Annotated in this window: 23 protein-coding genes; 9 read left to right on the top strand and 14 right to left on the bottom strand. The window is 66.0% G+C overall.

The window, feature by feature from the left end; genetic code table 11:
* Positions 1-156 precede the first annotated feature (156 nt).
* The 4 genes from AUL28_RS09820 to AUL28_RS09805 all read left to right on the top strand — a co-directional run bounded on the left by AUL28_RS09820 (position 157) and on the right by AUL28_RS09805 (position 3,707).
* Positions 157-1,029, top strand: coding sequence for a carbohydrate ABC transporter permease (locus tag AUL28_RS09820; protein ID WP_058601470.1), 873 nt, complete (start codon positions 157-159; stop codon positions 1,027-1,029).
* A gap of 1 nt (position 1,030) precedes the next feature.
* Entirely contained in the window at positions 1,031-1,855 is an 825-nt protein-coding gene (locus AUL28_RS09815) for a carbohydrate ABC transporter permease (RefSeq protein ID WP_062232012.1), read from the top strand.
* Positions 1,856-1,865: 10 nt separating this feature from the next.
* A complete protein-coding gene (locus tag AUL28_RS09810) occupies positions 1,866-2,888 on the top strand; it encodes an SIS domain-containing protein (protein WP_062232010.1) in 1,023 nt (340 codons plus the stop codon).
* Between the two features lie 78 nt (positions 2,889-2,966).
* The gene (locus AUL28_RS09805) at positions 2,967-3,707 is read left to right on the top strand and encodes a copper homeostasis protein CutC (RefSeq protein WP_244493473.1); all 741 of its coding nucleotides are present in this window, start codon (positions 2,967-2,969) and stop codon (positions 3,705-3,707) included.
* 36 nt (positions 3,708-3,743) lie between these two features.
* Here AUL28_RS09805 and AUL28_RS09800 read toward each other — a convergent pair whose 3' ends face one another.
* The 11 genes from AUL28_RS09800 to AUL28_RS09750 form a co-directional block, all read right to left on the bottom strand.
* Complete coding sequence (locus AUL28_RS09800) at positions 3,744-4,814, bottom strand: ABC transporter ATP-binding protein (RefSeq protein WP_062232006.1); 1,071 nt, start codon at positions 4,812-4,814, stop codon at positions 3,744-3,746.
* Positions 4,815-4,825: 11 nt separating this feature from the next.
* Entirely contained in the window at positions 4,826-5,659 is an 834-nt protein-coding gene (locus tag AUL28_RS09795) for a carbohydrate ABC transporter permease (RefSeq protein WP_062232004.1), read from the bottom strand.
* Between the two features lie 5 nt (positions 5,660-5,664).
* Positions 5,665-6,600 carry a carbohydrate ABC transporter permease gene (locus AUL28_RS09790; RefSeq protein WP_058601475.1) on the bottom strand — a complete coding sequence of 312 codons (936 nt, stop codon included), beginning with the start codon at positions 6,598-6,600 and terminating at the stop codon, positions 5,665-5,667.
* Between the two features lie 77 nt (positions 6,601-6,677).
* Positions 6,678-7,946, bottom strand: a complete 1,269-nt coding sequence (locus AUL28_RS09785; RefSeq protein WP_058601476.1) for an ABC transporter substrate-binding protein — start codon at positions 7,944-7,946, stop codon at positions 6,678-6,680.
* A 38-nt stretch (positions 7,947-7,984) separates the two neighbouring features.
* Positions 7,985-9,154, bottom strand: a complete 1,170-nt coding sequence (locus AUL28_RS09780; RefSeq protein ID WP_062232002.1) for a PLP-dependent transferase — start codon at positions 9,152-9,154, stop codon at positions 7,985-7,987.
* Positions 9,151-9,825 (bottom strand): FadR/GntR family transcriptional regulator, encoded by a 675-nt coding sequence (locus AUL28_RS09775; protein ID WP_156419947.1) that lies wholly within the window; start codon positions 9,823-9,825, stop codon positions 9,151-9,153. Before AUL28_RS09775 ends, AUL28_RS09780 begins: the two co-directional genes overlap by 4 nt.
* Before the next feature lie 187 nt (positions 9,826-10,012).
* Entirely contained in the window at positions 10,013-11,026 is a 1,014-nt protein-coding gene (locus AUL28_RS09770) for a zinc-binding alcohol dehydrogenase family protein (RefSeq protein WP_062231998.1), read from the bottom strand.
* Positions 11,027-11,177: 151 nt separating this feature from the next.
* Entirely contained in the window at positions 11,178-12,191 is a 1,014-nt protein-coding gene (locus AUL28_RS09765) for an aldo/keto reductase (protein WP_062231996.1), read from the bottom strand.
* Between the two features lie 72 nt (positions 12,192-12,263).
* Entirely contained in the window at positions 12,264-13,211 is a 948-nt protein-coding gene (locus AUL28_RS09760) for an ABC transporter substrate-binding protein (RefSeq protein WP_062218004.1), read from the bottom strand.
* Between the two features lie 78 nt (positions 13,212-13,289).
* Positions 13,290-14,315: an ABC transporter permease gene (locus AUL28_RS09755; RefSeq protein ID WP_062232050.1), complete on the bottom strand. Its 1,026-nt coding sequence runs from the start codon at positions 14,313-14,315 to the stop codon at positions 13,290-13,292.
* Positions 14,316-14,322: 7 nt separating this feature from the next.
* The gene (locus tag AUL28_RS09750; protein ID WP_062232052.1) at positions 14,323-15,876 is read right to left on the bottom strand and encodes a sugar ABC transporter ATP-binding protein; all 1,554 of its coding nucleotides are present in this window, start codon (positions 15,874-15,876) and stop codon (positions 14,323-14,325) included.
* Positions 15,877-16,183: 307 nt separating this feature from the next.
* On the opposite strand from AUL28_RS09750, the gene AUL28_RS09745 reads away from it, so the two are divergent.
* Positions 16,184-16,876, top strand: a complete 693-nt coding sequence (locus AUL28_RS09745) for a FadR/GntR family transcriptional regulator (RefSeq protein WP_062231994.1) — start codon at positions 16,184-16,186, stop codon at positions 16,874-16,876.
* A 25-nt stretch (positions 16,877-16,901) separates the two neighbouring features.
* Here the strand turns inward: AUL28_RS09745 and AUL28_RS09740 are convergent, their stop codons facing one another.
* From AUL28_RS09740 to AUL28_RS09730, 3 genes are read right to left on the bottom strand one after another with little or no spacing between them, the layout of a single operon-like run.
* Positions 16,902-17,744: a fumarylacetoacetate hydrolase family protein gene (locus AUL28_RS09740; protein ID WP_062218001.1), complete on the bottom strand. Its 843-nt coding sequence runs from the start codon at positions 17,742-17,744 to the stop codon at positions 16,902-16,904.
* Between the two features lie 30 nt (positions 17,745-17,774).
* Positions 17,775-18,515, bottom strand: a complete 741-nt coding sequence (locus AUL28_RS09735; RefSeq protein ID WP_058601484.1) for an SDR family oxidoreductase — start codon at positions 18,513-18,515, stop codon at positions 17,775-17,777.
* 54 nt (positions 18,516-18,569) lie between these two features.
* On the bottom strand, positions 18,570-19,373 hold the full coding sequence (locus tag AUL28_RS09730) for an IclR family transcriptional regulator (protein ID WP_062231993.1): 804 nt from the start codon (positions 19,371-19,373) through the stop codon (positions 18,570-18,572).
* Positions 19,374-19,474: 101 nt separating this feature from the next.
* On the opposite strand from AUL28_RS09730, the gene AUL28_RS09725 reads away from it, so the two are divergent.
* From AUL28_RS09725 to AUL28_RS09710, 4 genes are all read left to right on the top strand, one after another.
* A complete protein-coding gene (locus AUL28_RS09725) occupies positions 19,475-20,758 on the top strand; it encodes an L-fuconate dehydratase (protein ID WP_062231991.1) in 1,284 nt (427 codons plus the stop codon).
* A 12-nt stretch (positions 20,759-20,770) separates the two neighbouring features.
* A complete protein-coding gene (locus AUL28_RS09720; RefSeq protein WP_062231990.1) occupies positions 20,771-21,229 on the top strand; it encodes an RbsD/FucU family protein in 459 nt (152 codons plus the stop codon).
* Positions 21,230-21,365: 136 nt separating this feature from the next.
* Positions 21,366-22,901 carry a UxaA family hydrolase gene (locus AUL28_RS09715; RefSeq protein WP_062231988.1) on the top strand — a complete coding sequence of 512 codons (1,536 nt, stop codon included), beginning with the start codon at positions 21,366-21,368 and terminating at the stop codon, positions 22,899-22,901.
* An 11-nt stretch (positions 22,902-22,912) separates the two neighbouring features.
* Positions 22,913-23,911 (top strand): FCD domain-containing protein, encoded by a 999-nt coding sequence (locus AUL28_RS09710; RefSeq protein WP_062231986.1) that lies wholly within the window; start codon positions 22,913-22,915, stop codon positions 23,909-23,911.
* Positions 23,912-24,009 lie beyond the last annotated feature (98 nt).

The following is a 24,009-nucleotide window of genomic DNA, read 5'->3' as shown; positions in this document are numbered from 1 at the left end:
CTTGGCGCACATGTCCGAAATCCGGGAGGGCCGATGGTCCTCCCGGATTTCGGAAAAGAGGTTCCAAAAGACGGGAAGGGTCCGGGAACTCGTTCCCGGGCGGGGCACGGGGCGGCAGCCCCGCCATTCTCATGCCCACAGCCTCAAGGATCGCCCATGACCGCCGAGCGGCCTGTCTTGCCTTATCTCATGATCGCGCCGAGCCTTTTGCTGGCGCTGGCGATCGTGGTGTGGCCGATCGTGGAATTGTCGGAGATCGCGAGCCATAGCGTCAATCGCTTCGGGCAGTTGCGTGATTTCGTGGGCCTCGCGAATTTCGAGGCGCTGTGGAACGACCCGAACTTCATCGCGAGCCTGTGGCGGACGCTGGTTTGGACGGTCTGTGTCGTCGGCGGCGCGCTGTTGACGGCGATCCCGGTGTCGCTGGTCTTGAACGAGGATTTTTATGGGCGGGGGCTGGCGCGGGTGCTGGTGATGCTGCCTTGGGCCGTGTCGCTGACCATGACGGCTATCGTCTGGCGCTGGGCGCTGTCGGGCGAAAGCGGCATGTTGAATTCGGCGCTGATGGGTCTGGGGATCATCGGCACCAACATCCAGTGGCTGGCGGATGCCTCGACCGCCTTCCCCATGCAGATCTTCATCGCCATCATCGTGACCGTGCCCTTTACGGTGACGATCCTGCTGGGCGGATTGTCGGCCATCCCCGACGATCTCTACGAGGCGGCGGCGCTGGAAGGGGCGGGGCGCTGGACGATGTTCCGTACCATCACGCTGCCCTTGCTGAAGCCCTTCCTCAATATCGCGATGATCCTGAACACGATCTACGTGTTCAACTCCTTCCCGATCATCTGGGCGACGACTCAAGGCGGGCCGGCCAATTCGACCGATATTCTCGTCACCTATCTCTACAAGATGGGCTTCCGGCTGGGAAAGCTGGGCGAGGCTTCCGCCGTCTCGCTGGTGATGTTCGCGATCCTGCTCGTGTTCACGTTGATCTATGTCCGGCTGTCGATGCGGCGGGAGGCGTGACATGGGCTCGAAGCTGAAACGCAGCCTCGTCTGCTGGCTGATCCTCCTGCCCTTCGTGGTGGCGGGCCTCTTTCCCTTCGCGGTTATGATTATCACCGCGCTGAAGACGCCGGACGAGGTGTTGAACCCGACCTGGTGGCCCTCGCGGCTCGACTTCGAGAATTTCGTGACCATGTGGCAGGCGACGAATTTCGGACCGGCGCTGTTGAATTCGGTGATCGTCTCGGTGGTCTCGACGCTGGTCGCGCTAGTCGTTTCCATTCCGGCCGCCTATGCGCTCGGCCGTTTCGACTTTCGCGGACAGGGGGCGTTTCGCGTCTTCCTGATCGTCACGCAGATGCTGTCGCCCATCGTGCTCGTCATCGGCCTCTTCCGCTTGGTGGCCTGGGCCGGGCTGATCGACAAGGTGAGCGCCGTCGCCTTCGTCTATGGCGCGTTCAACATCGCCTTCACGGTCTGGATGCTCCAGAGCTATTTCGCGACCATCCCGCGCGATCTGGAAGAGGCCTCCTGGATGGAAGGGGCGAGCCGCTGGCGCACGCTGGTCTCGGTCTTTCTCCCGCTCGCCGTGCCGGCCATCGTGGTGACGGCGATCTTCGCCTTCATCAACGCCTGGAACGAGTTCGTCATCGCGCTCACCATGCTGCGCACGCAGGAGAGCTACACGCTGCCGATCCAGATCTTCTCGCTGGTGGCCGGGCGCTACACCGTGGAATGGCACCATGTCATGGCGGCGACCTTCGTCGCGACCATTCCCGTGGCCATCGCCTTCGCCTGGCTGCAACGCTATCTCGTGCGCGGCCTGTCGGTCGGCGCGGTGAAGTGAGGACATGAGCATGAGCGAGGCGAGCACCACCTTCATGCGGCGTGAAACGGACGAGGCGGCCGAGGTCGTCGCGCGCCTTCTGGAGCGCGAGGGCCGTGCCATCGCCGATCTCGGCGCGCGTCTTCGCATGATGCCGCCGGCCGCCATCGTCACGTCCGCGCGCGGCTCGTCGGATCACGCGGCGAGCTATCTGAAATATGCCGTCGAGATTTCCCTGGGATTGCCCGTGGCCTCGATCGGCCCCTCGGTCGCCTCGGTCTATGGCGCGCAATTGCGCCTGCCGGGCGGCGTCGTCTTCAGCGTCTCGCAATCGGGCCAGAGCCCGGACATTCTCGCCCTTCAGGCCAATGCGCGGCGCGGCGGAGCGCTGGCCGTCGCGCTTCTCAACCGGACGGATTCACCCCTGGCGGAGGGCGCCGATATCGTGATCCCGCTCCATGCGGGTGAGGAAAAGAGCGTCGCGGCCACCAAGAGCTTCGTCGCGTCGGTCGCGGCGGCGGCCGCCATCACGGCCGTATGGACCGGCGACGAGGTGCTGGAGCGCGCGGTGCGCGACCTGCCGGCGGCCATCTCGCGCAGCGCGCGGATGGACTGGTCGCCGGCACTGGAGCGGCTCGTGACCGCCCGCTCGCTCTTCACGGTCGGGCGCGGCCCGGCCTTTGCGATTGCGCTGGAAGCGGCGCTGAAATGCAAGGAAACGGCGGGGCTTCATGCCGAGGCCTTTTCGGCTGCCGAGGTCGCGCATGGGCCGATGCAGATCGTCGGACCCGATGTGCCCATTCTGGCCTTCGTGCCGGCGGACGCGGCCGAAGCCTCGAGCCTCGCCGCATTGGAGCGCTTGCGGGCTTTCGGGGGCGCGGTTTTCGCGGTGGGCGAGGGGCGCGACCTGCCCTCTGCCGCGACAGGCCATGGGCTCACCGATTCAATCCCGATGATCGTCGCCTTCTATGTCATGGCCGAGGCGCTGGCGCGCCGGCGCGGGCACGACCCGGACCGCCCCGCCAAGCTGCGCAAGGTCACGGAAACGCTGTGAGGGAAGGGGAATCCATACCTGCCGCACGCGCACGCGCCACCTTCAGCGCGAGGGCGCGTGTCCTCTGAAAGCCTGTCCTTGAACCAGACTGCAAATCCGGTGCGCCGGCTCGAAATCTGCGTGGACGATGCGGCCGGCCTGGACGCGGCGGTGCGCGGCGGGGCGGATCGCATCGAGCTGTGTTCGGCGCTGGCGCTGGGCGGCCTGACGCCTTCGGTCGGTTTCATGCAGATGGCCGGCGCGTTGGCGCTGCCTGTCTATGCGATGATCCGACCCCGCGCCGGGGATTTCTGCTTTTCGTCTGCCGAGGCGGATCTGATGGAGCGCGACATCGCGGCCGCGCGAGAGGCGGGGTTGGCGGGTGTCGTGCTGGGCGCAGGTCTGCCGGATGGACGGCTTGACATCAGACTATTGGAGCGCCTCCTGCGCGCGGCGGAGGGGCTCGGAACGACGCTGCACCGCGCCTTCGATCTGGCCGGGCCGGATTTCGACGCGGCTCTGGATCAGGCGATCGGCCTCGGGTTCGAGCGGGTTCTCACCTCAGGCGGCGCGCGCACCGCGCCCGACGGCCTGCCCGTCCTCGCCTGCTTGATGGAGCGGGCGGAGGGGCGCATTACCATCATGCCGGGCTCGGGCATCACGGCCGCGACGTTGCCCGGTCTGATAGCAAGCCTGCCGATCACCGAGGTTCACGCGTCCTGCTCTAGGTCGGTTCCGGTGCACAGCCCCGCAGCCGAGCGGCTGGGTTTTGCGAGCCCCACGGAGCGGCGCACCGACGAAGGGGCGGTGCGTGCGCTGAAGGCGCTGCTCAAAGGTTGAGATACTACGGGGCGATGCTTGGCTCGTCCGGTCGCCTCAGTTCAACCGAGCCCCGCCTTCCGCCGCAAACAGATGCAGATGGTCGGTGGCAAGGCGGATCGGAATGCGGTCGCCGGCGCGCAGCCGGCTGACGCCCGGCGTGAACGCCTTCATCGAGACGCCGCCGAGATCGCAATGGACGATCGTGCCCATGCCCGTCGGCTCCACCAGTTCCACCGGGCATTCGAGGCCGGAACCTTCGCCGACCAGCACATGCTCGGGCCGGATGCCGAGCGTGACGGGCGTACCGTCGGTCGCCGCCGTCGAGGCGGGAAGGGGCACGCGGCGGTTCTCGCCGAGATCGAGAAAGGTCTCGCCGCCCGCGCGCCGCACGCGGCCGTCGAGGAAGTTCATGGCGGGCGAGCCGATGAAGCCGGCGACGAAGCGATTGGCCGGGCGCTCGTAGAGATCGAGCGGCGAGCCGATCTGCTGGATTTCGCCCCCTTCCATGGCGACGATCCGATCGGCCAGGGTCATCGCTTCGATCTGGTCGTGCGTGACATAGATCGACGTGGCGTTGAGGGACTGGTGCAGCTTCTTGATCTCGGCGCGCATGTGCTCGCGCAGGCGCGCGTCGAGATTGGACAGGGGCTCGTCGAAGAGGAACGCCTGCGGCTGGCGCACGATGGCGCGGCCCATGGCAACGCGCTGGCGCTGCCCGCCCGACAGCGCCTTGGGGCGGCGGTCGATCAGCTTGGTCAGGCCGAGCTTGTCGGCCGCGCCTGATACGGCCGAGGCGATGCGCTCCTTCGGCGTCTTCTTCAGGCGCAGGGCATAGCTCATGTTTCCGGCGACGCTCATATGCGGATAGAGCGCGTAGGACTGAAACACCATGGCGAGATTCCGGTCCTTGGGCGCGAGTTCGTTGACGCGCTGGCCGGCAATGGCGATCTCGCCGTCCGTCACCTCTTCGAGGCCCGCGATCATGCGTAGAAGCGTGGACTTGCCGCAGCCGGAGGGGCCGACCAGAACGATGAACTCGCCCGAGCGGATGGACAGATCGACCGAGCGCAGGATGGTGAGCGGGCCATAGGCCTTATGAACGGAGCGGATGTCGATGGCAGCCATGACGAGACCTTTCAGCCCTTGACCGCGCCGGCCGTCAGGCCCTGCACGAGGAAACGCTGGATGAGAAGGAAGAACAGGACGGCGGGGATGAGCGCGAGCACGCCGGCCGCCATCATCTGCCCGAAATCGACACCGAACTTCGACACGAAGGACAGAAGCCCGACCGGGAAGGTGGAGGCGTCCACCTTCGACACGAGCATCAGCGCGAAGAGCAACTCGCTCCAGGCGGCGGTGAAGACGAAGCCGAGCGTCGCGGCCATGCCGGGCAGGGTGAGCGGCACGATGATCTCGCGGAAGGCCTGAAACCGGCTGGCCCCGTCGATCTGCGCGGCCTCTTCCAGATCCTTCGGAATGCCGTCGAAGAAGCTCTGCATCAGGAAGATGGCGAAGGGCACGTTGAAGGCGGTGTAGACGACGATCAGGCCGGTCAGCGAATTGGTGAGGCCGAGCGGCGAAAGCATCTTGAAGATCGGCGCGATCAGCATCACCAGCGGGAACATCTGCGTCACCAGCAGAAGCCCAGTCATCCAGAGCTTGCCGCGGAACTCGAAGCGCGAGAACGCATAGCCGCCGAAGGCCGCGATGACAGTCACGATCGCCGCCGTCGAAAGCGACACGATCAGGCTGTTGCGGAAGAAGAGCGGGAAATTCGAGTTCTCCAGGACGAAGCGGAAATGCTCGAAGCTCGTGCGCGAGGGCCATAGGCGGACCCCTTCGGAATACATGAGGTCGTTCGGCGTCACCGAGACCTTCACCAGCCAGAAGAGCGGAAACAGCGCGAAGACGATGAAGGCGAGGAGCGCGAGGCGATGGGCGACGGTACTGAGCGAGAAGGCGCGGCGCATGGGGTTCAGCCCTTCCGCAGAAGCATCTGGCGGAGCGACACCAGCGCGAGCGAATAAAGGAGGAGAAGCGCCAAGAGCACCAGCGAGATCGCCGAGGCATAGCCGAAATCGAGCTTTCGGAAGGCGGTGGTGAAGATGTAGCTCGCCACGATCTGCGTCCGGTCGGCCGGGCCGCCGCCTGTCATGACGACGATCAGATCGGCGAAATTGGCGACCCAGACGGTGCGCAGGAGAATGGTGATCGCCATGGTCGGCGCCAGAAACGGCAGCGTGATCGAGAAGAACTGCTGCACCGGATTGGCCCCATCGATCGACGCGGCTTCATAGATATCGCGTGGGATCGACTGGAGGGCCGCCAGCATGGTGATGGCGAAGAAGGGAATGCCCCACCAGACATTGGCGATGATCGGCCCGATCAGCGCGAGCTGGGGGTCGGCCAGGATGTTGGTCGGCGCGTCCATGATGCCCAGCGCCACCAGCCAATGCGGGATCGGCCCGACCACGGGGTTGAACAGCCAGGCCCAGTTGAGACCCGAAAGAAAGGTCGGCACCGCCCAGGGCAGGAAGCAGAGCGCCTGCGCGAGGCCCCGGCCGGGGAAGGGCCGGTTCAGAAGCAGCGCCAGCGTCAGCCCCAGCACGAACTGAAGAAGCACCGAGACGGATGTCCAAACCAGCGTGTTGTTCAGCGCCAGCCAGAAATTGCGGTCGGTCCAGAGCGTGTTGAAATGCTTCAGGCCCACGAAGCCGCCGCTGAACGGGTTGAGCAGGCGCATGTCGCGAAAGGCGTAGGACACGCCGATCGCGAGCGGCACCAGCATCACGGCCAGGATCAGGATCAGCGCCGGCGCGCTGTAGAGATAGGGTTCGGCCCGCTGCAGGAAGCGCTGGCCCGGCGTGCGGCGGTCCCTCGGTGGGGCGAGGCTGGCGGCGGTGTGGGTCAAGTCTGGTCATCCCTTGGGGAGGGGTGAAGGAGGCGCGGCGGCGCGATGGCCGCCGCCGCGCGAGAGAAGAGACGCGGTTAGTTCTTGTTGGCCAGGAACTTCTGCTGAGCCGTGGTGAGATAGTCGGCCCATTCCTTCGCCATTTCCTCTGGCGTGATTTCGCCCAGAAGCGCGCGCTGCGAGGAGGCGGGCACGAGGCTATCCTTGAAGAAGGCGAACTCTTCGAGATAGCTCGGCAGCGAGGTCGGGACGGTGTTGGCGTCCTTCAGTTCGTCGAACCAGCCCTTGAACTTGTCGCCGGCATAGAACGGGTCTTTTTCGGCCGACTTCAGCGCCGGCAGCGCGCCGGTCTTCTTGTTCCAGGCGACATTGCCTTCGGTGCCTTCCAGCGTCTCGATCAGCTTCCAGGCGAGATCCTTGTGCTCGGAGGCCTGGAACATCGACCAGCCGGCATAGCCGATGACCGGGAAAGCCTTGCCGGCCTCGCCCTTGGGCAGCGGCACGACGCCGTAATCCTCAGGCTTCATGCGTTCGGAAATCGCGATCAGCGCGTCCGGGTCCTGGTTCAGCATCGCGCAGGTGCCGGAATAGAAGCCGGCCACCGTCTCGTTGAAGCCCCAGGAGATGGAGTCCTTCGGCGCGAGACCTTTCTTGTAATAGTCGATGTACCAGGCGAGGCCCTTCACCTTGTCCGGGTCGGCGAAGGTCGAGGTGCCGTCGTCCTTGAAGAAGGTGTTGTTGCCGGCGATGGCGTTCATGAACACCGTCCAGTCGTTGAGGCCGCCGCGCGCGCCGCGCAGGCAGTAGCCGTACTTGCCCGGCAGCTTGGAAACCTTCTCGGACGCCGCCTGGAACTCGGCGATCGTCTTGGGCGGGCCTTCGACGCCCGCTTCCGCGAAGAGCTTCTTGTTGTAGAACATGGCGCCGAGATAGAAGCCGTAGGGCAGCATATAGGCCGTCTTGCCGTCCACCTGCCGGCCGAACTCCAGCGCGCGCTCGTTCAGATCGGCCGTGCCGCTCCACTTGGCGAGATAGGGCTCGAGGTTTTCCAGCGCGCCGTTGTTGGCATAGAGCGCGACCCAGGTGTCCGGCATTTCCATGACATCGGGCGTTTCGCCGGCCGAGACCATGGTCGCGAACTTCTCGAAGGCTTCGCCCCAGGGCAGCGAGGTGATCTCGACCTTGGTGCCGGGATTGGCCTTCTCGAACTGGGCGACGATCTCCTTCAGCGTCTCGGTGCGCGAAGGGCTGGTGATCACTTCGGTGAGCTTCAGCGTCGTGTCGGCCATCGCCGTTCCGGTCAGGAGAAAGGAGGCGAGGGACGCGGTGAGGATGGTGCGTTTCATGTCTGCGATGTCTCCTGAGATAGCGGTTTCGATAGGGATCAGGCGGCGAGAGCGGCGGCGACGGCCGCGTCGAGATCGGCCTTCAGCGCGCCTGCGCCTTCGAGGCCGACATGGAGGCGCACGGAGCGCGGCGAGATGCCGAAGGCGTGGCCGGAATTCGGCCCCTGGTTCTGCGACAGGACGACCTGCCCCGGCACGCAGAGGCTCTCATGCCCGCCCCAGGACACGCCGAGCTTGAAGAGCCTCAAGGTGTCGGCAAAGCGCGGCACGTTCACGCCGTCCTTGAAGGTGAAGGAGAAGAGGCCGGACGTGCCCGTGAGCCCCGCCGGCAGCGCGTTGGCGAGCGCGGGGTGCTGGACGGATTCGACGCAATCCATCGCCTTCAGATGATGGGCGACGCTGAGCGCGTCCGCCTCGTGCGCCTTCATGCGGATCGGCAGGGTGCGCAGGCCCCGGATCAGGAGCCAAGCGTCGAAGGGCGAGAGCTTGCCCCCGAGATAGGGATAGGTCTGCGCGCGGATTTCGCGGATCATCGCCTTGGAGCCGGCGACGACGCCGGCCACGACGTCCGAATGGCCGCCGAGATATTTCGAGGCGGAATGGATGACGAGATCGACGCCCAGCGAAATCGGCCTCTGGAAGACCGGCGTCGCCCAGGAATTGTCGATCATGGTGAGGACACCGTGCGCCTTGGCGAGCGCCGCCAGCACGCCGACATCATGGGCTTCCATCACCCAGCTCGTCGGACTTTCCATGTAGAAGAGCTTGGCGCCCGGCAGCGCCTTGGCGACGGCCTCCTCGTCGCGCCCATCGACATAGGTCACCTCGATGCGCATCCGCTTCAAGAGGATTTCGAAGAGGCGATAGGCATCCGGGTAGACATGGCGCACCGCGACGATCCGGTCTCCCGGCTGGGCGAAGGCCAGAACCGTCGAGGAGATGGCCGCCATGCCGCTGGCAAAGCCCATCGCGTCTTCCGCGCCTTCCATGGCGGCGAGCTTTTCCTCGAACAGGCGCACGGTCGGGTTGAGACCGCGCGTGTAGGTCGGGCGCACGCGCTGGCCGAGATAGGTCTCTTCCATCTCGGCGAAGGAGTTGAAGGTGAAGAGCGAGGTCTGCGCGATCGGCGGCACCACCGCGTCGAAGGCGTGGCGCTCGTCATGGGCCGCGATCAGCGAGAAAGGGTCGAGCCCGGCGGCATCGGTCATTGCGACATGTCCTTGATGTCCTCCTCGACGATGTCGAGAATGGCGAGGGTCTTTTCCCGCGCGAGGCCGGGATCGCGCGCGGCGATCGCGTCGAACATCTCGCGGTGAAGCGGAAAGGAGCGACCGGCGAAATCGGACCGGTCGAAGGGCTTGGTGAAGAAGCGCTCGAAGGCCTCGCGCATCTGCTCCAGAAGCTGGCGGAAGAGCGGGTTCTGGGCCGCGTCGTAGATCGACAGGTGGAAGAGAAGGTCTTCCGGCCCGGCCGTGCCGTTGAGCCGATGGACGCGCTCCATCTCGACCAGACGCTCGCTCATGCGGGCGAGATCATCCGCCGTGTGCCGGATGGCGGCCAGCGCGCTGGCTTCCGCTTCCAGCCCGCGCCGGATGTCGAGCGTCTGAAGCAGGGCTTCGCGCAGACCCGTCGCGGTGATCGACAGCGGCATGTGGATGGTGGCGGCCGAGATCGGACGCAGGAGATAGGAGCCGCTTCCCTTGCGGGTTTCCACAACACCCAGCGCCTGAAGCTGGCGCGCTGCCTCGCGAATGGTGGAGCGCCCGACCCCCAGCGCCTGCATCAGTTCGCGCTCGGCGGGCAGACGGTCACCGGCTTTGAGGCCCGACCCTTCCACGAAGCGGCCGAGCGCATCCAGCGTGTCGCGCAGCCGATCCATCGGGGGGAGGGGAAGAAGACCGTCCAAATCAGCCGTCCAAACGGAGGGTAATTGGTCTGACATCTTACGGCTTGAACGGGTCTGGTCAATCCTTATTCAAGATCAAAATTTGTGCAATGCAAAACAAAAAAACGCCCCGAACAGAGGTTCGAGGCGCTGGAAAGCGGCAGACTGGAGAGAGCGCGGATCAGTCGATCCGAACCATGGCCTTGATGACGCCGGCTGCCGGATCGAGAAGCCCGGCGAAACGCTCCGGCACTTCGGACAGCGCCATGCCATGCGTCAGCAGCGCGTCGGAGGGCACGTCGCCCGCGCGCAGCGCCGCGACCACGGTCTCGAAGTCTTCGGGCGTGGCGTTGCGGCTGCCGAGCAGCGTCGTTTCGCGCTTGTGGAATTCCGGGTCGTTGAAGCTGATGTCGCTGGCGACGATCGAGACCAGCACATAAGCCCCGCCATGGCCGACCAGGCTGAAGCCGCGCTCCATCGCCTTGGGGCTGCCCGTCGCATCGAACACTACGTCGAAGAAGTCGCCCGCCGTCAGCTCCGACAGGCGCTCGCGGTCGCCCTCGCCGGCCTTCACGGTCTCGGCGACGCCCAGATGCGCCTTGGCAAAGGCTAGGCGATCCTCGCGCGTGTCGAGCATGATGACGCGCGCGCCGCGCAGGCGGGCGAAGATCGCCACGGCGATGCCGATCGGCCCTGCGCCGACGACGAGCACGGCTTGGCCGTTTTCCACCGCGCCGCGCCGGACGGCATGAGCGCCGATGGCCAGAAACTCCACCATCGCCGCCTGATCCAGCGAAATGCCCTCGGCCTTGCAGACGAAGCGCTCCGGCAGGCTCAGATATTCCGTCATGCCGCCGTCGCGATGAACGCCGAGCACCTGGATGCGCGAGCAGCAATTGGTCTTGCCCTTGCGGCAGGCATGGCACTCGCCGCAGGACAGATAGGGGATGATATAGACCGCATCCCCGGTGGAGAGCGTCGAGCCTTCCGGTGCTTCCTCCACCGTGCCGGCCAGCTCATGGCCCATGACGCGGGGATAGGCGAGATAGGGCTGGTTGCCGGAGAAGATGTGAAGGTCGGTGCCGCAGACGCCGATGCGACGCACCCGCACCAGAACCTCGCCCTCGGCCCGCGCGGGCTTCTCGCGGGTCTCGGTGATCAGGCGGCCGGGCGTTTCGCAGGTGATCGTCAGCATGGCGGCGGGCTCGTTCGGAATGCGGGGAAGGGGAGGCGAAACGGCGCGTTAAAGCATTGCCCGCGAGAGCCGAGTCGGCTTTCGCGCCCGGACAATGCGAAAACAAAAATCTTAGAGCCTGTCTGGCGAACCTATGTTCGACGGAAAGGCTCTAGGCCGCGAGACCGGGAAGCGGCGTGCCCTCGGCCACGAGGCCGCGTTCGCGCAGCGCCTGCCAGAAGGCGGTGGGAATCTCGGCCTCGAACCACTCGACATTGGAGCGGATCTGCCGCGCGTTGCGAGCGCCCGACACGCAGGAGACGACGGCGGGATGCGCCATGCCGAACTGGAGGGCGGCGGCTTGGATCGCGACGCCGAATTCCTCGGCCACCGAGCGCAGCTTCTGCACGCGGGCGATGATCTCGGCCGGCGCGTCGCCATAGTTGAAATTGTTGGTGCCGGCCAGAACGCCCGAGTTGAACGCGCCGGCCACGACGATGCGGGCACCGCGATCGAGGCACTTCTGAAGGAGGCCGAGGCTTTCCTGCTCGAGCAGCGTGTAGCGGCCCGCCAGCATGGAGACGTCAAGGTCGCACTCGTCCAGCGCTTCGCTAACGGCTTCCCATTCGTTGACGCCGAGGCCGAAGCCGCCGATGCGCCCGTCCTGCCGAAGTTCGCTCAGCGCCTTGAAGCCGCCGCCCTTGGTCAGCTGGTTCCAATGGTGCTCGTGCTTCTCGCCATGCGTCACGCGGCCGATATCGTGCACGTAGAGAATGTCGAAGCGCACCATGCCGAGCCGCTGCTGACTCGCGTCGAAGGAGCGCAGGATCGCGTCGTAGCTGTAGTCGTAGACCTGATGGAACGGGCAAGGGTTGACGTAGCCCTCGGCTTCCGCGCCGACATCGGCGTCCGGCACCATGAGCCGGCCGACCTTGGTGCTGATGGTGAAGTCGGAGCGCTGGCGCTCATCGAGGATCGCGCCGAGGCGGCGCTCGGAGCGCGTGAAACCGTAGAAAGGCGCGGTGTCGAAATAGCGGATGCCGGCGTCCCACGCCGCGTCGGCGGTGTCGCGCGCGTCGGCGAAGGGCATGAGCTTCAGGAGGTTGCCCATCTGCGCGCAGCCGAGGCCGAGGGCGGTGAGGCTGACCTTGCCGTTCGGCAGTTCGCGGCGATCCGTCGTCTTCATCACGTCAGGCTTTCGATCGAAGAGAAGAAAGGGTCCGCCGGCGGCATGGGGAGCCGCCGGCGGGAGATCGGCTTAGTAAAGAACGTTCTTGGCTTCCGGCTTGTCGATGTTCTCCTTGGTCACGAGCACGACGCCCGTGTCCTGGAACTTCTCGACCTTCTCCTTCTTGAGGAGCTTGGCGATGGTCTGGGTGCCGAGTTCGCCCATCTGGAACGAACCCTGAACCGCGATGGCGGCGAGCGTGCCGTCCTTGACGAACTTCTGAAGGTCCTCGTTGCCGTCGAAGCCGATGCCGACGACCTTGCCGGCCTTGCCGGACTGTTCGAGCGCGCGGGCCATGCCGATGGCGGTCGGCTCGTTGGCGCCGAAAATGCCCTTGAGGTCCGGGTTCGAGGCAAGAACGTCGGTCGTCTGGTTCAGCGCCGTCGCCATCTGCGACTGCGAATAGAACGGGCCGACGATCTGAAGCTTCGAATGGGCCTTGATGTAGTCGATGAAGCCGCCCACGCGGCCGATTTCGGAGCCCGCGCCCGCCACATAGGACATGACGGCGATCTTGCCTTCGGTGCCGACCTTGGCGATCATTTCCTTGGCGCAGAGCTCACCGGCGGCCTTGTTGTCGGTCGCCAGGAACGACTGGTAGTACTGCTCGCCGCTCTTGGCGATCTGGCTGTCGATGAGGACGACTGGGATGCGCGCTTCCCAGGCCTTCTTGACGGCGGGCACCAGAGCGTCGGGGTCGGACGGGGCGAGAATGATGCCGGCGACCTGACGGTTCACGGCGTTCTCGACCATGTTCACTTCGTCGGCGATGGCCGATTCCGAAGCCGGGCCGTTGAAGGTCGTGGTGGTGCCTTCCGGCAGATCCTTCTTGGCGGCGTCGACACCCTTCTGGACGTTCTGCCAGAAGGTCGAGTTCACCGTCTTGACGATGACCGCGACTTCCTTCTCGGCCGCCTGGGCGGCGAAGGTCACGAGGGCGAGGGCCGAGCCGGCAAGAATGGCGGCGAATTTGCGCATGAATGTTCCTCCCTTTGGGTTTTGGATAGAGCCCGGCGCGCGTTGCTTGGATCTCCCGCGTGCGCCGGGAATTCGTGCCTATCGGCGGTTGCGAAGCTGATCGATCCAGACGGTCGCCAGGATCACGAGGCCGATGATGATCTGCTGCGTGAAGGCCGAGACACCGTTCATGTTTAGGCCGTTGCGCAGGATGCCGATGACGAAGGCGCCGATCATGGTGCCGGAGATCGTGCCGACGCCGCCGATGAGCGAGGTGCCGCCGATCACGGCGCTGGCGATGGCGTCGAGTTCGTACATCACGCCTTCGTTCGGCTGGGCGGTGACGAGGCGGGACATCAGAACGCAGCCCGTGAGACCGGCCAGCGTGCCCGACAGCACATAGGTGAAGAGCGTGACGCGGGCGACGTTGACGCCCGAAAGCCGCGCGGCCTCCGCGTTGGAGCCGACCGAATAGATGTGCCGGCCGAGCACCGTGCGGCGGAGCATGATGGCCACCGCGATGGCGATGACGATCATCAGGATCACGGGGTAGGGAATGCCGGGGAAGGTGACGGACGGGAAGCCATCGTCGCCGATCGACACCATCCGCAAGAGCGCGCCATTGCCAAGCTCGCCGAAACTGTCGCCGAGCCCCGAGACGGCGCGCGCGCCGGTGATTTCGAGGGCGACGCCGCGCGCCACCATCATCATGCCGAGCGTGGCGATGAAGGGCGGCAGCTTGGCACGGGTGATGGCGAGGCCGTTGATCACGCCGCAGAGCGTGCCGACCAGAATGCCGAGCAGCATTCCGATCGGAACCGGCATTCCGAGTTCCTTTACCGCCAGCGCGGCGCAGACGCCGGCGAGCGCCAGGACCGAGCCGACCGACAGGTCGATGCCGCCCGTGATGATGACGCAGGTCGCGCCGATGCCGAGCAAGGCGATCGACGTCACCTGAAGCGCCACGGTCATGGCGTTGTTGACGGTGAGGAAGGCGTTGGAGGTGGCGGAGAAGACGACGGCGAGGGCAAAAAGGCTGCCCAGCGCCGCGAACTTCTGGATCATGTCCTTCTGCCGATCGCTGAGGAGCGGCCCGCGGGTCTTGTCCTGGGGAATGGTGGTCATGGCGTCCTCAATGCGCAAGGCTGGGCGCGCGGCGGGCATGGCCCGAGGCGTAGTGCATGATCTCTTCCTGCGAGGTCCGCTTCGTTTCCAGAACGCCGGTGATGCGGCCCTCGTGGAACACGGCGACGCGATCGGTCAGGCCGAGGATTTCGGGAAGTTCGGACGAGATCAGGATGACGCCGATGCCCTGCGAGGCCAGCTCGTCCATGATCTTGTAGATCTGGAACTTGGCCCCGACATCGATGCCGCGCGTCGGCTCGTCGAAGAACAGGATGCGCGACTGGCGGAACAGCCACTTGCCGATGATGATCTTCTGCTGATTGCCGCCTGAGAGAAGCCGCGTCACCTGATGCACAGACGGCGTGCGGATGCTCAGGAGATCGACATAGCGCTGGGCGATCTTCTCTTCTTCCGGAAAGTCGATGAAGCCGCCCTTCGACACGCCGTCCAGATGCGCCAGCGTCATGTTGGCGGCGACCGGCATCTTCACAGCGAGCCCGTGGCTCTTGCGGTCTTCCGAGAGATAGGCGAGCCCTTCGCGGATCGCATCCTGCGGCGACTGGATCGAGACCTTGCGGCCGAAGAGTTCGACCGTGCCTGAATCCAAGGGGTCGGCGCCGAAGATGGCGCGCGCGACTTCCGTGCGGCCCGCACCCATCAGCCCGGCGAAGCCGAGGATTTCGCCACGCCGCAGCGTGAAGTCGATATCGCGAAACACCCCGGCGCGGGTCAGTCCCTCGACGCGCATCAACACGTCCTCGGTCGGCACCGAGATGCGGTCGGGGAACTTCTCTTCCAGCGAGCGGCCGACCATACGCGCGACGATGTCGTCCACCGTCAGGGAAGCGAAATCGTCGGTCGAGACATAGCGCCCGTCGCGCAGGATCGTGACGCGATCGACGATCTCGGCCATCTCATCCAGTCGGTGCGAGATATAGACGATGCCGACGCCGGAGGCCTTCAGATCGCGGATCACGTCGAACAGAACCGCCGTCTCGCTTTCGGTGAGCGACGAGGTGGGCTCGTCCATGATGAGCACTTCGGCGTTCAGCGACAGGGCCTTGGCGATTTCCACCATCTGGCACTGGGCGACCGAGAGACCGCGCACCTGATGGTCCGGGTCGAGCGACAGGCCAAGGCGCTCCAGGCAGGCGCTCGCGTCGCGGCGCAGCTTGGCGCGGTCCACGAACAGGCCAGCAACGCGCGGCTCGCGCGCCAGATAGATGTTCTCGGCGATCGACAGGTGCGGAACGAGGTTCAGCTCCTGATGGATGATGGCGATGCCGGCCGCTTCCGACTCCGTGGTCGAGGCGAAATGGCGCTCCTCGCCCTTGTAGAGAATGCGGCCGGAGGTCGGCTGATACAAGCCGCTGATGATCTTCATCAGCGTGGACTTGCCGGCGCCGTTCTCGCCGCACACGGCATGGACCTCGCCCCGGCGCAGATCGAAGGAGACGCCGCCGAGCGCCTTCACGCCGGGAAATTCCTTGGTGATGTCCTGAAGCTGCAGAATGGTTTCGCCGGCCGGCGCCGCGCCGACGCCGTGACCTGCGCGCGCCATGGGGGCGCGACCCGCCGCGCCGGCGGGGCTGGAAGTCATGTCCTGCATTTTGGTCCCCCCCCGCCTCGCAAAGGAAGCGTCGCGCGGTCCGTGCCTCCCGGTCCGCCGTCAGGCCATCGGCCCGTTGGGAGTAGGGTTAGGCTGCTCTTTAAAATTGGTCAAGCCAGTTTTCGCTCTTCGGAAAATCTCGGTGGAGTTTTCGACGGATAAGGCGACTGCCGGGTCGTGACAGGCGTACGGCAGGGCCAAACGGCCTTTTCAGTCGGCCATGATCGGCGCTATGGTCAGGCCAATCTGGGAGGGATTGATGTCAGAAGCCATCAAGATCGTGGATGGGCGACGGCTCTATCAGCAAGTGGCCGATCAGATTCGCGGTCTGATCCGCGAGGGACAGTTTCCGCCGGGCTCACGCCTTCCCGCCGAACGGGAATTGGCGGGCCAGCTGGGCGTATCGCGCCCTTCGTTGCGTGAGGCGCTGATCGCGCTGGAGATCGACGGCAGCGTCGAAATCCGTATGGGGTCGGGCGTTTATGTCTGCGCGCCGGGCGCGGCGGCGGACGAGCCGACGCGCCCGCTCGGCGAGAGCCCGTCCGAGCTGATGCGCGCGCGCGCCGCCGTGGAAAGCACCGTCGCCTTTCTGGCGGTCGGTCGCATGACGCCGGAGGCCTTAGGCCAGCTTCGGCAGGTGCTGGATGCCATGGCGGCGGACATCGAAGCCGGCCGCAAGCCGCTGGAGCAGGACCGGATGTTTCACCTCACCATCGCCGCGCAGACCGGCAATGCCGTTCTGGCGCGCATCGTGCGAGAACTCTTCGACGATCGCCACAGCCCGATTTCGGCGCAGCTCAGCGTGCGCTTCGAAACGCCGGAAACCTGGCGCGTAGCGCTCGCCGAGCACGAGACGATCCTCGATGCGCTGGCCTCGGGCGATCCGCTCCTGGCGCAATCGGCCATGCGGATGCATCTCGAAGCCTCGCGCGAGCGATGGACGCGGGATTAGGAGAATCTCCCGCGCCCGGAAAGCGTCAGCCCTGGCGGCAGGTCTGGCGCTGCGTGCCGAGGCCTTCGATGCCGAGTTCGATCACGTCGCCGGCCTTCAGGAAGACGTTGGGCTTCTGGCCGAGGCCGACGCCCGGAGGCGTGCCGGTGGAGATGATGTCGCCCGGCTGCAGGCTCATGAACTGCGACAGGTAGGAGACGAGATGGGCGACGCCATAGACCATGGTACGGCTCGAGCCGTCCTGGTAGCGATGACCGTTCACCGTCAGCCACATGCCGAGGTTCTGCGGGTCGGCCACTTCGTCCTTCGTCACCAGCCAGGGGCCGGTCGGGCCGAACGTGTCGCAGCTCTTGCCCTTGGTCCACTGGCCCTGGCGCTCGGTCTGGAAGGCGCGCTCCGATACGTCGTTGATGACGCAATAGCCGGCCACGTGATCCAGCGCCTCGGCTTCGGAGACGTATTTCGCGGTCTTGCCGATGACAACGCCGAGCTCGACTTCCCAGTCGGTCTTCTCGGAGCCGCGCGGGATTTCGATGTCGTCGTTCGGACCGACAATGGCCGAGGTCGCCTTCATGAAGATGATCGGCTCGGACGGCACGCTCGCGCCCGTCTCGGCTGCGTGGTCGGAATAGTTGAGGCCGATGCAGATGAACTTGCCGGTGCCGGCCACGCAGGCGCCAAGGCGCGGGTTGCCGTCCACGAGCGGCAGGGACGAGACGTCGAGCGCGGCGATCTCGGCCAGACCCTCGGGCGTCAGCCAGCGTCCGGCGAGGTCGCTCACATGGGCCGACAGGTCGCGAATGCGGCCGTCAGCGTCCAGAATTCCGGGCTTTTCCGCGCCGGGCGCGCCGTGGCGAAGCAGTTTCATGGCAGTCTCCCTTTGAAAATCGTGTCGCGATCAGACGTTGGACCAGCCGCCGTCCACGACGAGCGCCTGACCCGTCATGAAGCCGGACTCGTCGGAGGCGAGGAAGGTGGCGAGCTTGGCCATTTCCTCGGGCGTGCCGAGCCGGCCCATGGGCTGGCGCGCGATGAAGGCGGCCCGTGCCGTCTCGTAGTCGCCGAGCGCGCGCATCCGGTCGCCGAGCGACGGGCTTTCCACCGTACCGGGGCAGATGCAGTTGCAGCGGATGCCCTTGGTCACGAAATCGGCCGCGACCGACTTGGTCAGGCCGACGACGGCGGCCTTGGTCGTGCCGTAGATGAAGCGGTTGGGCGCGGCGATGACGCTGGAAGCGACGGACGCCATGTTGACGATGGACGCGCCGCCCCGGTCGATCATCCCCGGCAGGAAGCCCTTGATGAGCCGGTACATGGAGCGCACGTTGAGCGCGACCGAGAAGTCGAAATCCTTTTCCTCGCATTCGAGGATTGTGCCGGCGTGGACATAGCCCGCGCAGTTGAACAGGATGTCCGGCGCGGGGTGCGCTGCGCAGAACGCTTTCACGGCCTCGGCGTCGGTCACGTCGAGAACGCTGGTCTCGATCCCATGGGCCTTCAGCTCTTCGAGCGCGGCGGCGTTGATGTCAGTTGCCAGAACCTTGGCGCCCTCGGCCGCGAATTCGAGCGCCGCGGCGCGTCCCATCCCCTGCGCGGCGGCCGTCACCACCGCCGTCTTGCCTGCGAGCCGTCCGGCCATCGTTTCTCTCCTTCGCCTGGTGTTTCAAGGGTACATCACGGATGCGCGGGTAAATCAATCCTGCTGCAGCGCGAGGCCCTGTCCGATCCGGCCGGCGGCTTGGGTCAGCTCTGCGATCAGCGCGTCCGGCTCCCATGGGTTGAGGCGAATGCGCAGATAAGGGCAGGTGAGGGCCGCGATCGCGCCGCCCTCGTGCGCTTCCGACACCGGCACGGAGAGATCCACCACCGCTTCCGTCGATCCGCTCGGGCGCGCCACATGGCCGGCCGTGCGAATGGCGGCGAGTTCCGGCTCCAGCGCGTCGAGATCGAAGGCGGGGTCTTCACGGTGAATGTCGAGCAGCGTGCGATGGCGGCGGCGCGCGCTCATGAAGGCGAGAAGGCAGCGCCCGGAGCCGGTCAGCGTCAGCGGCTGGCGATAGCCGATGCGCACGGTGAAGCCGATATGGCTGGTGCTCTCCACGCGCGCGATCACCACCATCTGCGTTTCGCTGGGCACCGCCAGATGGCAGGCATAGCCTGTCGCGTCGGAGAAGGCGTTCATGAAGGGCAGGGCGGTTTCCACCAGCGAGCGGTTCACCGGACGGTTCAGCCCGAGGCGAAACAGCCGGTCGGTCACGCGGAACCGATCCTCGCTTTCGGTGCGCTCGATATAGAGCCGGTCCTGAAGCACGCTCACCATGCGAAAGATTTCGCCCTTGGTGCGGCCCACCCCGTCGCCGATCTGCTGCAGGGTCAAAGCCTCGCGCGAGGCCGACAGAAGCTCCAGAATATCCAGCCCTTTTTCCAGCGCCGGGGCGGTGTAGCGCCGCTCGCGATCGGAGCGGCCGGTGCCGTCATCGGCGTCCTCGTCTGCCATCCGCTCGCTCCCTGTCGCTTGACGATCCGTTTCACTCATGATTACCCATTTCATATCAGAAACCAAGAGCGCGTCCATTGGCCGGGCGCTCGGGAGGAACCATGGTTCAGGACTGGACGATCCAAACGCATCGCTCCTACGACATCCGCTTTCCGACGTCCCTGCAGAAGGACGGGTCGGACGCGATGAACCCGGACCCGGACTATTCCGCCGCCTATGTCGCCTTCGAGACCGATGGCGGGCCGGAAGGGCATGGCCTGACCTTCACGATCGGCCGGGGCAACGATCTCTGCCGCGCGGCGATCGATCTTCTCGCGCCCAAGCTTCACGGGCTGAAGCTTTCCGAGATCACCCAGAACATGGGCGAGTTCTGGCGCTTCGTGACGGGTGACTCGCAGCTGCGCTGGGTCGGCCCGGACAAGGGCGTCATGCATCTGGCGACGGGCGCCGTGGTCAACGCCGTCTGGGACCTCTACGCCAAGGCCGAGGGCAAGCCGGTCTGGCAGCTCGTGTCCGACATGCAGCCGGACGAGATCGTCCGCCTCGTCGATTTCCGCTATCTCTCCAACGCGCTGACGCAAGGCGAGGCCCTCGACATCCTCAAGCGCGCCAAGGACGGGCAGGCCGCCCGCCGCGAAAAGCTGATGGCGGAGGGCTATCCCAGCTACACGACGTCAGCCGGCTGGCTCGGCTATGACGACGACAAGATCCGTCGCCTCTGCCGCGAAGGCATTGCCGAGGGCTGGTCGCATTTCAAACTCAAGGTCGGGCGTGATCTCGAGGACGACAAGCGCCGCTGCCGCATCCTGCGCGAGGAAATCGGCCCGGATCGGATGCTGATGATCGACGCCAACCAGATTTGGGAGGTCGGCGAGGCAATCGACTGGGTGAAGGAACTCGCCCAGTTCAATCCGTGGTTCATCGAGGAGCCGACCTCGCCCGACGACGTGCTGGGCCATCAGGCGATCCGGCGCGGCGTCGCCCCGGTCAAGGTCGCGACCGGCGAGATGTGCCAGAACCGCATTCTCTTCAAGCAGTTCCTCCAGGCCGAGGCGATCGACGTGGTGCAGATCGACGCCGCGCGCGTCGGCGGTCTCAACGAGAATCTGGCGATCATGCTGATGGCCGCCAAGTTCGGGAAGCCGGTCTGCCCCCATGCCGGCGGCGTCGGTCTGTGCGAATATGTTCAGCATCTCTCCATGATCGACTATCTCTCGATCTCGGGAAGCTGGGACGGGCGAGTCGCCGAATATGTCGATCATCTGCACGAGCACTTCTTCGAGCCCTGCGATGTCCGTGGCGGCCGCTACTTCCCGCCCCAGGCGCCCGGCTTCTCCATCGAGATGAAGCCGGCGTCGATCGAAGCGCATCTGTTCCGTTCCTAAAGGGAAACGATCATGCTGAAGACACTCGACCCCATTCTGACGCCGGACCTCCTTTGGGTTCTGGCGGCCATGGGCCATGGCGACGACATCGCGCTGGTGGACGGCAACTTCCCGGCGGAATCCGTCGCGGCCGAGACCATCTCGGGCGAACTCGTCAATCTCGGCGCCGTGCCGATCGACCGCGCCGCGCGCGCGATCCTGAGCCTTCTGCCGCTCGACGGGTTCGTGGACGATCCCGTGCGCTGCATGGAAGTGGTCGGCAAGCCGGACGAGGTTCCCGAGCCGCGCGCGGCCGTGCGCGCCGAGATCGAGGCGGCCGGCGAGAGCGTGCCGATCGTCGCGATCGAGCGCTACGCCTTCTACGAGGCGGCCAAGAAGAGCTTCGCGGTGGTGAAGGTTGCCGACCCGCGCTTCTACGGCTGCTTCCTCCTGCGCAAGGGCGTGATCGCTGGCGGGCGTCCGACCTACTAGCGCTTCGCGCCGCTTGATGCCTCGCGCCGCTTGACGGCGCGACGGCAAAGTGGAATGACTTTTGTCAGCAAAAGTCATTTTCTTCGAAAAGGGCCGCTGCCTCTGGCGCGGCCCTTTTGCGTTCCCGGGAGGGTGCATGTCCGTCGTCTCAGAGGTTTCTCCCATCATCGTCCTGAACGGCGAGGACAATGTCGCCGTGGCGCGGCGGCCGGTGAGGGCCGGCGATCCGCTGCCGGGCGGTCTGCGCGCGGCCGTCGACATCGCGAGCGGCCACAAGGTGGCGCTGCGAGCCATCGCGGAAGGGCAGCCCGTCCTGAAATACGGGCAGGTGATCGGCACCGCCTCGCGCCCGATCGCGCCCGGCGAGCATGTCCACCTGCACAATCTCGCCATGCAGGAATCGCACGCCGACCATCACTTCGCCTCCGACGCGCGGGCGACGCCGCTTCTTCCCGAGGCCGAGCGCCGCACGTTCATGGGCTATGCGCGCGCGGACGGGCAGGTCGGAACGCGCAATTATATCGGCATCGTCTCCTCGGTGAACTGCTCGGCCACCGTGTCGCGCGCCATTGCCGATCACTTCAACAACAAGGGCGGGCTGAACGATTTCCCCAATGTGGACGGCGTGGTCGCGCTGACGCATGGCCAGGGCTGTGCCGTTTCGGTCAAGACCGAGGGCTACGAGGTTCTGACGCGCACGCTCTCGGGCTATGCGCGACACCCCAATTTCGGCGCGATCCTGATGATCGGGCTCGGCTGCGAGACCAACCAGATCTCGCTCATCACCGACAAATACGGCCTCACCGAAGGCCCGCTCCTGCGCACCATGACCATTCAGGAGCTGGGCGGTACCAGGCGCACGGTGGAGGAAGCGGCCTCCATCATCCGCGAGATGCTGCCGACCGTGAACGCGGCCGAGCGCACCGAGCAGCCTCTGTCGGGCCTCAAGCTCGCGCTCGAATGCGGCGGGTCGGACGGCTATAGCGGCATCTCGGCCAACCCGGCACTCGGCTACGCCTCGGACCTTCTGGTGCGCCATGGCGGAACGACGTGCCTTGCCGAAACGCCTGAAATCTACGGCGCGGAGCACCTTCTCACCCGCCGCGCGGTGACGCCGGCGGTGGCCGAAAAGCTGATGGCGCGCATCGAATGGTGGCGCGGCTACACGGCGCGCCACGGGGCGGAGCTGAACAACAACCCTTCGCACGGCAACAAGGCCGGTGGCCTCACCACGATCCTCGAAAAGTCGCTGGGCGCGGTCGCCAAGGGCGGCACCATGCCGCTCGAAGCGGTCTACGAATATGCCGAGACGATCGACAAGCCGGGCTTCGTCTTCATGGACACGCCGGGATACGACCCCGTCGCGGTGACCGGCCAGATCGCGGGCGGCTGCAACATGCTGGTCTTCACCACCGGGCGCGGCTCCGTGTCGGGCTGGAAGCCGGTGCCGACCATCAAGGTCGCGACGAACACCGAGATGTTCGACCGGATGAAGGAGGACATGGACATCAATTGCGGCGGCATCGTCACCGGCGAGGAGACGATCGAGGAATCCGGCCAGCGCATGTTCGACTTCATCCTCGACGTCGCCTCGGGCAAGCAGACGCTCAGTGAAATCTACGACTACGGCGACAACGAATTCGTGCCCTGGCAGATCGGCGCGATCACCTGAGCGAGCCGGAGATGAGGGGCGAGGCCGGAGACACAGGCGGGGCCGAGGCCGCCGCGCGCCGGCCCGCCTATCGACGCATCGTCGAGGCGCTGAGCGACAGTCTGGCGAGCGGCGCGCTGCCGGAAGGGGCCGTGCTGCTCGAAGGGCCGCTGGCCGCGTTGTTCGGCTCCAGCCGCCAGCCCGTTCGCCAAGCCTTGAGCGAGTTGGAGCAGCAAGGGCTTGTGCGTCGCTTCGACGGGCGGGGCGTTCTCGCCGGCCAAGCGGGCGAGCCGCTGCGGCTCGATCTCTCTCGCGCTCAAGTCGGTGCCGACCGCAGCGCCGAAACGCCCGGCCGGCCGAGCGACGATCTCTACTATCAGATGGAGCGCGAGCTTCTGGAGCGCGCCATGTTCGGGCGTTTCCGCGTGAGCGAGCTGGCGCTGGCGCGTGCCTTCTCCATTGGCCGCCTGTCGGCGCGCGAGTTGCTTCTGCGCGCCAAGGCGGCGGGTCTCACCGAAAAGCGCGACGCGCATTGGTGGACGGTCCCGCTGGACGAGCGCCGCCTGGCCGATCTCTACGACCTGCGCCTTCTCCTGGAGCCCGCCGCGCTGCGTCTGGCGGCGGAGCGCCTGCCCGACCCCGTGCTTCAACAGGCGCAGGCGCGCTTGAGGGCGGCCGAGCGCCGGTTTCCGCGTCTGCTCAAGCGCGAGTTGGACATGCTGGAGGAAGACCTGCACGTCACGCTCCTGCGCTTCTGCCCCAATGGCGAGTTCGTGGAAGCGCTCGGGCGCGCGCGCGCCTCCTTCGTCTGCGGCAAGCATCTCCAGCAGTTTCTCTGCGGGCCGGGCACGACCGATCCGTTTCTGGGCGAACATGCCGCGATCCTCGGCGCGCTGGCGGCTGGCGACGGGCCGGCGGCCGCCGAGGCGCTGGCGGAGCATCTGGCCGCCTCGCGCGAAAAAGGCTGCGAGCGCTTGGCCACTCACCGCCGCAACGCCCGCCCGCCCGCGCTCGCCTATGTCGCGGATTGAGGCCGCCCAGCCCTTCGCCTTTTTCGAAACATCGCTCCCGCGAAACCCCTCGCGGGAACCGGAAACCGGCCTTAACCGGCTGGTGGGAATCGGACATT

This window comes from Aureimonas sp. N4, from assembly GCF_001463925.1.
GTDB classification, from domain to species: Bacteria; Pseudomonadota; Alphaproteobacteria; order Rhizobiales; family Rhizobiaceae; genus Aureimonas; species Aureimonas ureilytica_A.
This window is presented reverse-complemented; position numbering and strand designations above follow the sequence as displayed.

What these genes read in the sequence shown, in the direction of transcription:
- AUL28_RS09820 (WP_058601470.1), top strand. Translation starts at nt 157, where the DNA reads ATGACCGCCGAGCGGCCTGTCTTGCCTTATCTCATGATCGCGCCGAGC.
- AUL28_RS09815 (WP_062232012.1), top strand. Translation starts at nt 1,031, where the DNA reads ATGGGCTCGAAGCTGAAACGCAGCCTCGTCTGCTGGCTGATCCTCCTG.
- AUL28_RS09810 (WP_062232010.1), top strand. Translation starts at nt 1,866, where the DNA reads ATGAGCGAGGCGAGCACCACCTTCATGCGGCGTGAAACGGACGAGGCG.
- AUL28_RS09800 (WP_062232006.1), bottom strand. Translation starts at nt 4,814, where the DNA reads ATGGCTGCCATCGACATCCGCTCCGTTCATAAGGCCTATGGCCCGCTC.
- AUL28_RS09795 (WP_062232004.1), bottom strand. Translation starts at nt 5,659, where the DNA reads ATGCGCCGCGCCTTCTCGCTCAGTACCGTCGCCCATCGCCTCGCGCTC.
- AUL28_RS09785 (WP_058601476.1), bottom strand. Translation starts at nt 7,946, where the DNA reads ATGAAACGCACCATCCTCACCGCGTCCCTCGCCTCCTTTCTCCTGACC.
- AUL28_RS09780 (WP_062232002.1), bottom strand. Translation starts at nt 9,154, where the DNA reads ATGACCGATGCCGCCGGGCTCGACCCTTTCTCGCTGATCGCGGCCCAT.
- AUL28_RS09775 (WP_156419947.1), bottom strand. Translation starts at nt 9,825, where the DNA reads ATGGATCGGCTGCGCGACACGCTGGATGCGCTCGGCCGCTTCGTGGAA.
- AUL28_RS09770 (WP_062231998.1), bottom strand. Translation starts at nt 11,026, where the DNA reads ATGCTGACGATCACCTGCGAAACGCCCGGCCGCCTGATCACCGAGACC.
- AUL28_RS09765 (WP_062231996.1), bottom strand. Translation starts at nt 12,191, where the DNA reads ATGAAGACGACGGATCGCCGCGAACTGCCGAACGGCAAGGTCAGCCTC.
- AUL28_RS09760 (WP_062218004.1), bottom strand. Translation starts at nt 13,211, where the DNA reads ATGCGCAAATTCGCCGCCATTCTTGCCGGCTCGGCCCTCGCCCTCGTG.
- AUL28_RS09755 (WP_062232050.1), bottom strand. Translation starts at nt 14,315, where the DNA reads ATGACCACCATTCCCCAGGACAAGACCCGCGGGCCGCTCCTCAGCGAT.
- AUL28_RS09750 (WP_062232052.1), bottom strand. Translation starts at nt 15,876, where the DNA reads ATGGCGCGCGCAGGTCACGGCGTCGGCGCGGCGCCGGCCGGCGAAACC.
- AUL28_RS09745 (WP_062231994.1), top strand. Translation starts at nt 16,184, where the DNA reads ATGTCAGAAGCCATCAAGATCGTGGATGGGCGACGGCTCTATCAGCAA.
- AUL28_RS09740 (WP_062218001.1), bottom strand. Translation starts at nt 17,744, where the DNA reads ATGAAACTGCTTCGCCACGGCGCGCCCGGCGCGGAAAAGCCCGGAATT.
- AUL28_RS09735 (WP_058601484.1), bottom strand. Translation starts at nt 18,515, where the DNA reads ATGGCCGGACGGCTCGCAGGCAAGACGGCGGTGGTGACGGCCGCCGCG.
- AUL28_RS09730 (WP_062231993.1), bottom strand. Translation starts at nt 19,373, where the DNA reads ATGGCAGACGAGGACGCCGATGACGGCACCGGCCGCTCCGATCGCGAG.
- AUL28_RS09725 (WP_062231991.1), top strand. Translation starts at nt 19,475, where the DNA reads ATGGTTCAGGACTGGACGATCCAAACGCATCGCTCCTACGACATCCGC.
- AUL28_RS09720 (WP_062231990.1), top strand. Translation starts at nt 20,771, where the DNA reads ATGCTGAAGACACTCGACCCCATTCTGACGCCGGACCTCCTTTGGGTT.
- AUL28_RS09715 (WP_062231988.1), top strand. Translation starts at nt 21,366, where the DNA reads ATGTCCGTCGTCTCAGAGGTTTCTCCCATCATCGTCCTGAACGGCGAG.
- AUL28_RS09710 (WP_062231986.1), top strand. Translation starts at nt 22,913, where the DNA reads ATGAGGGGCGAGGCCGGAGACACAGGCGGGGCCGAGGCCGCCGCGCGC.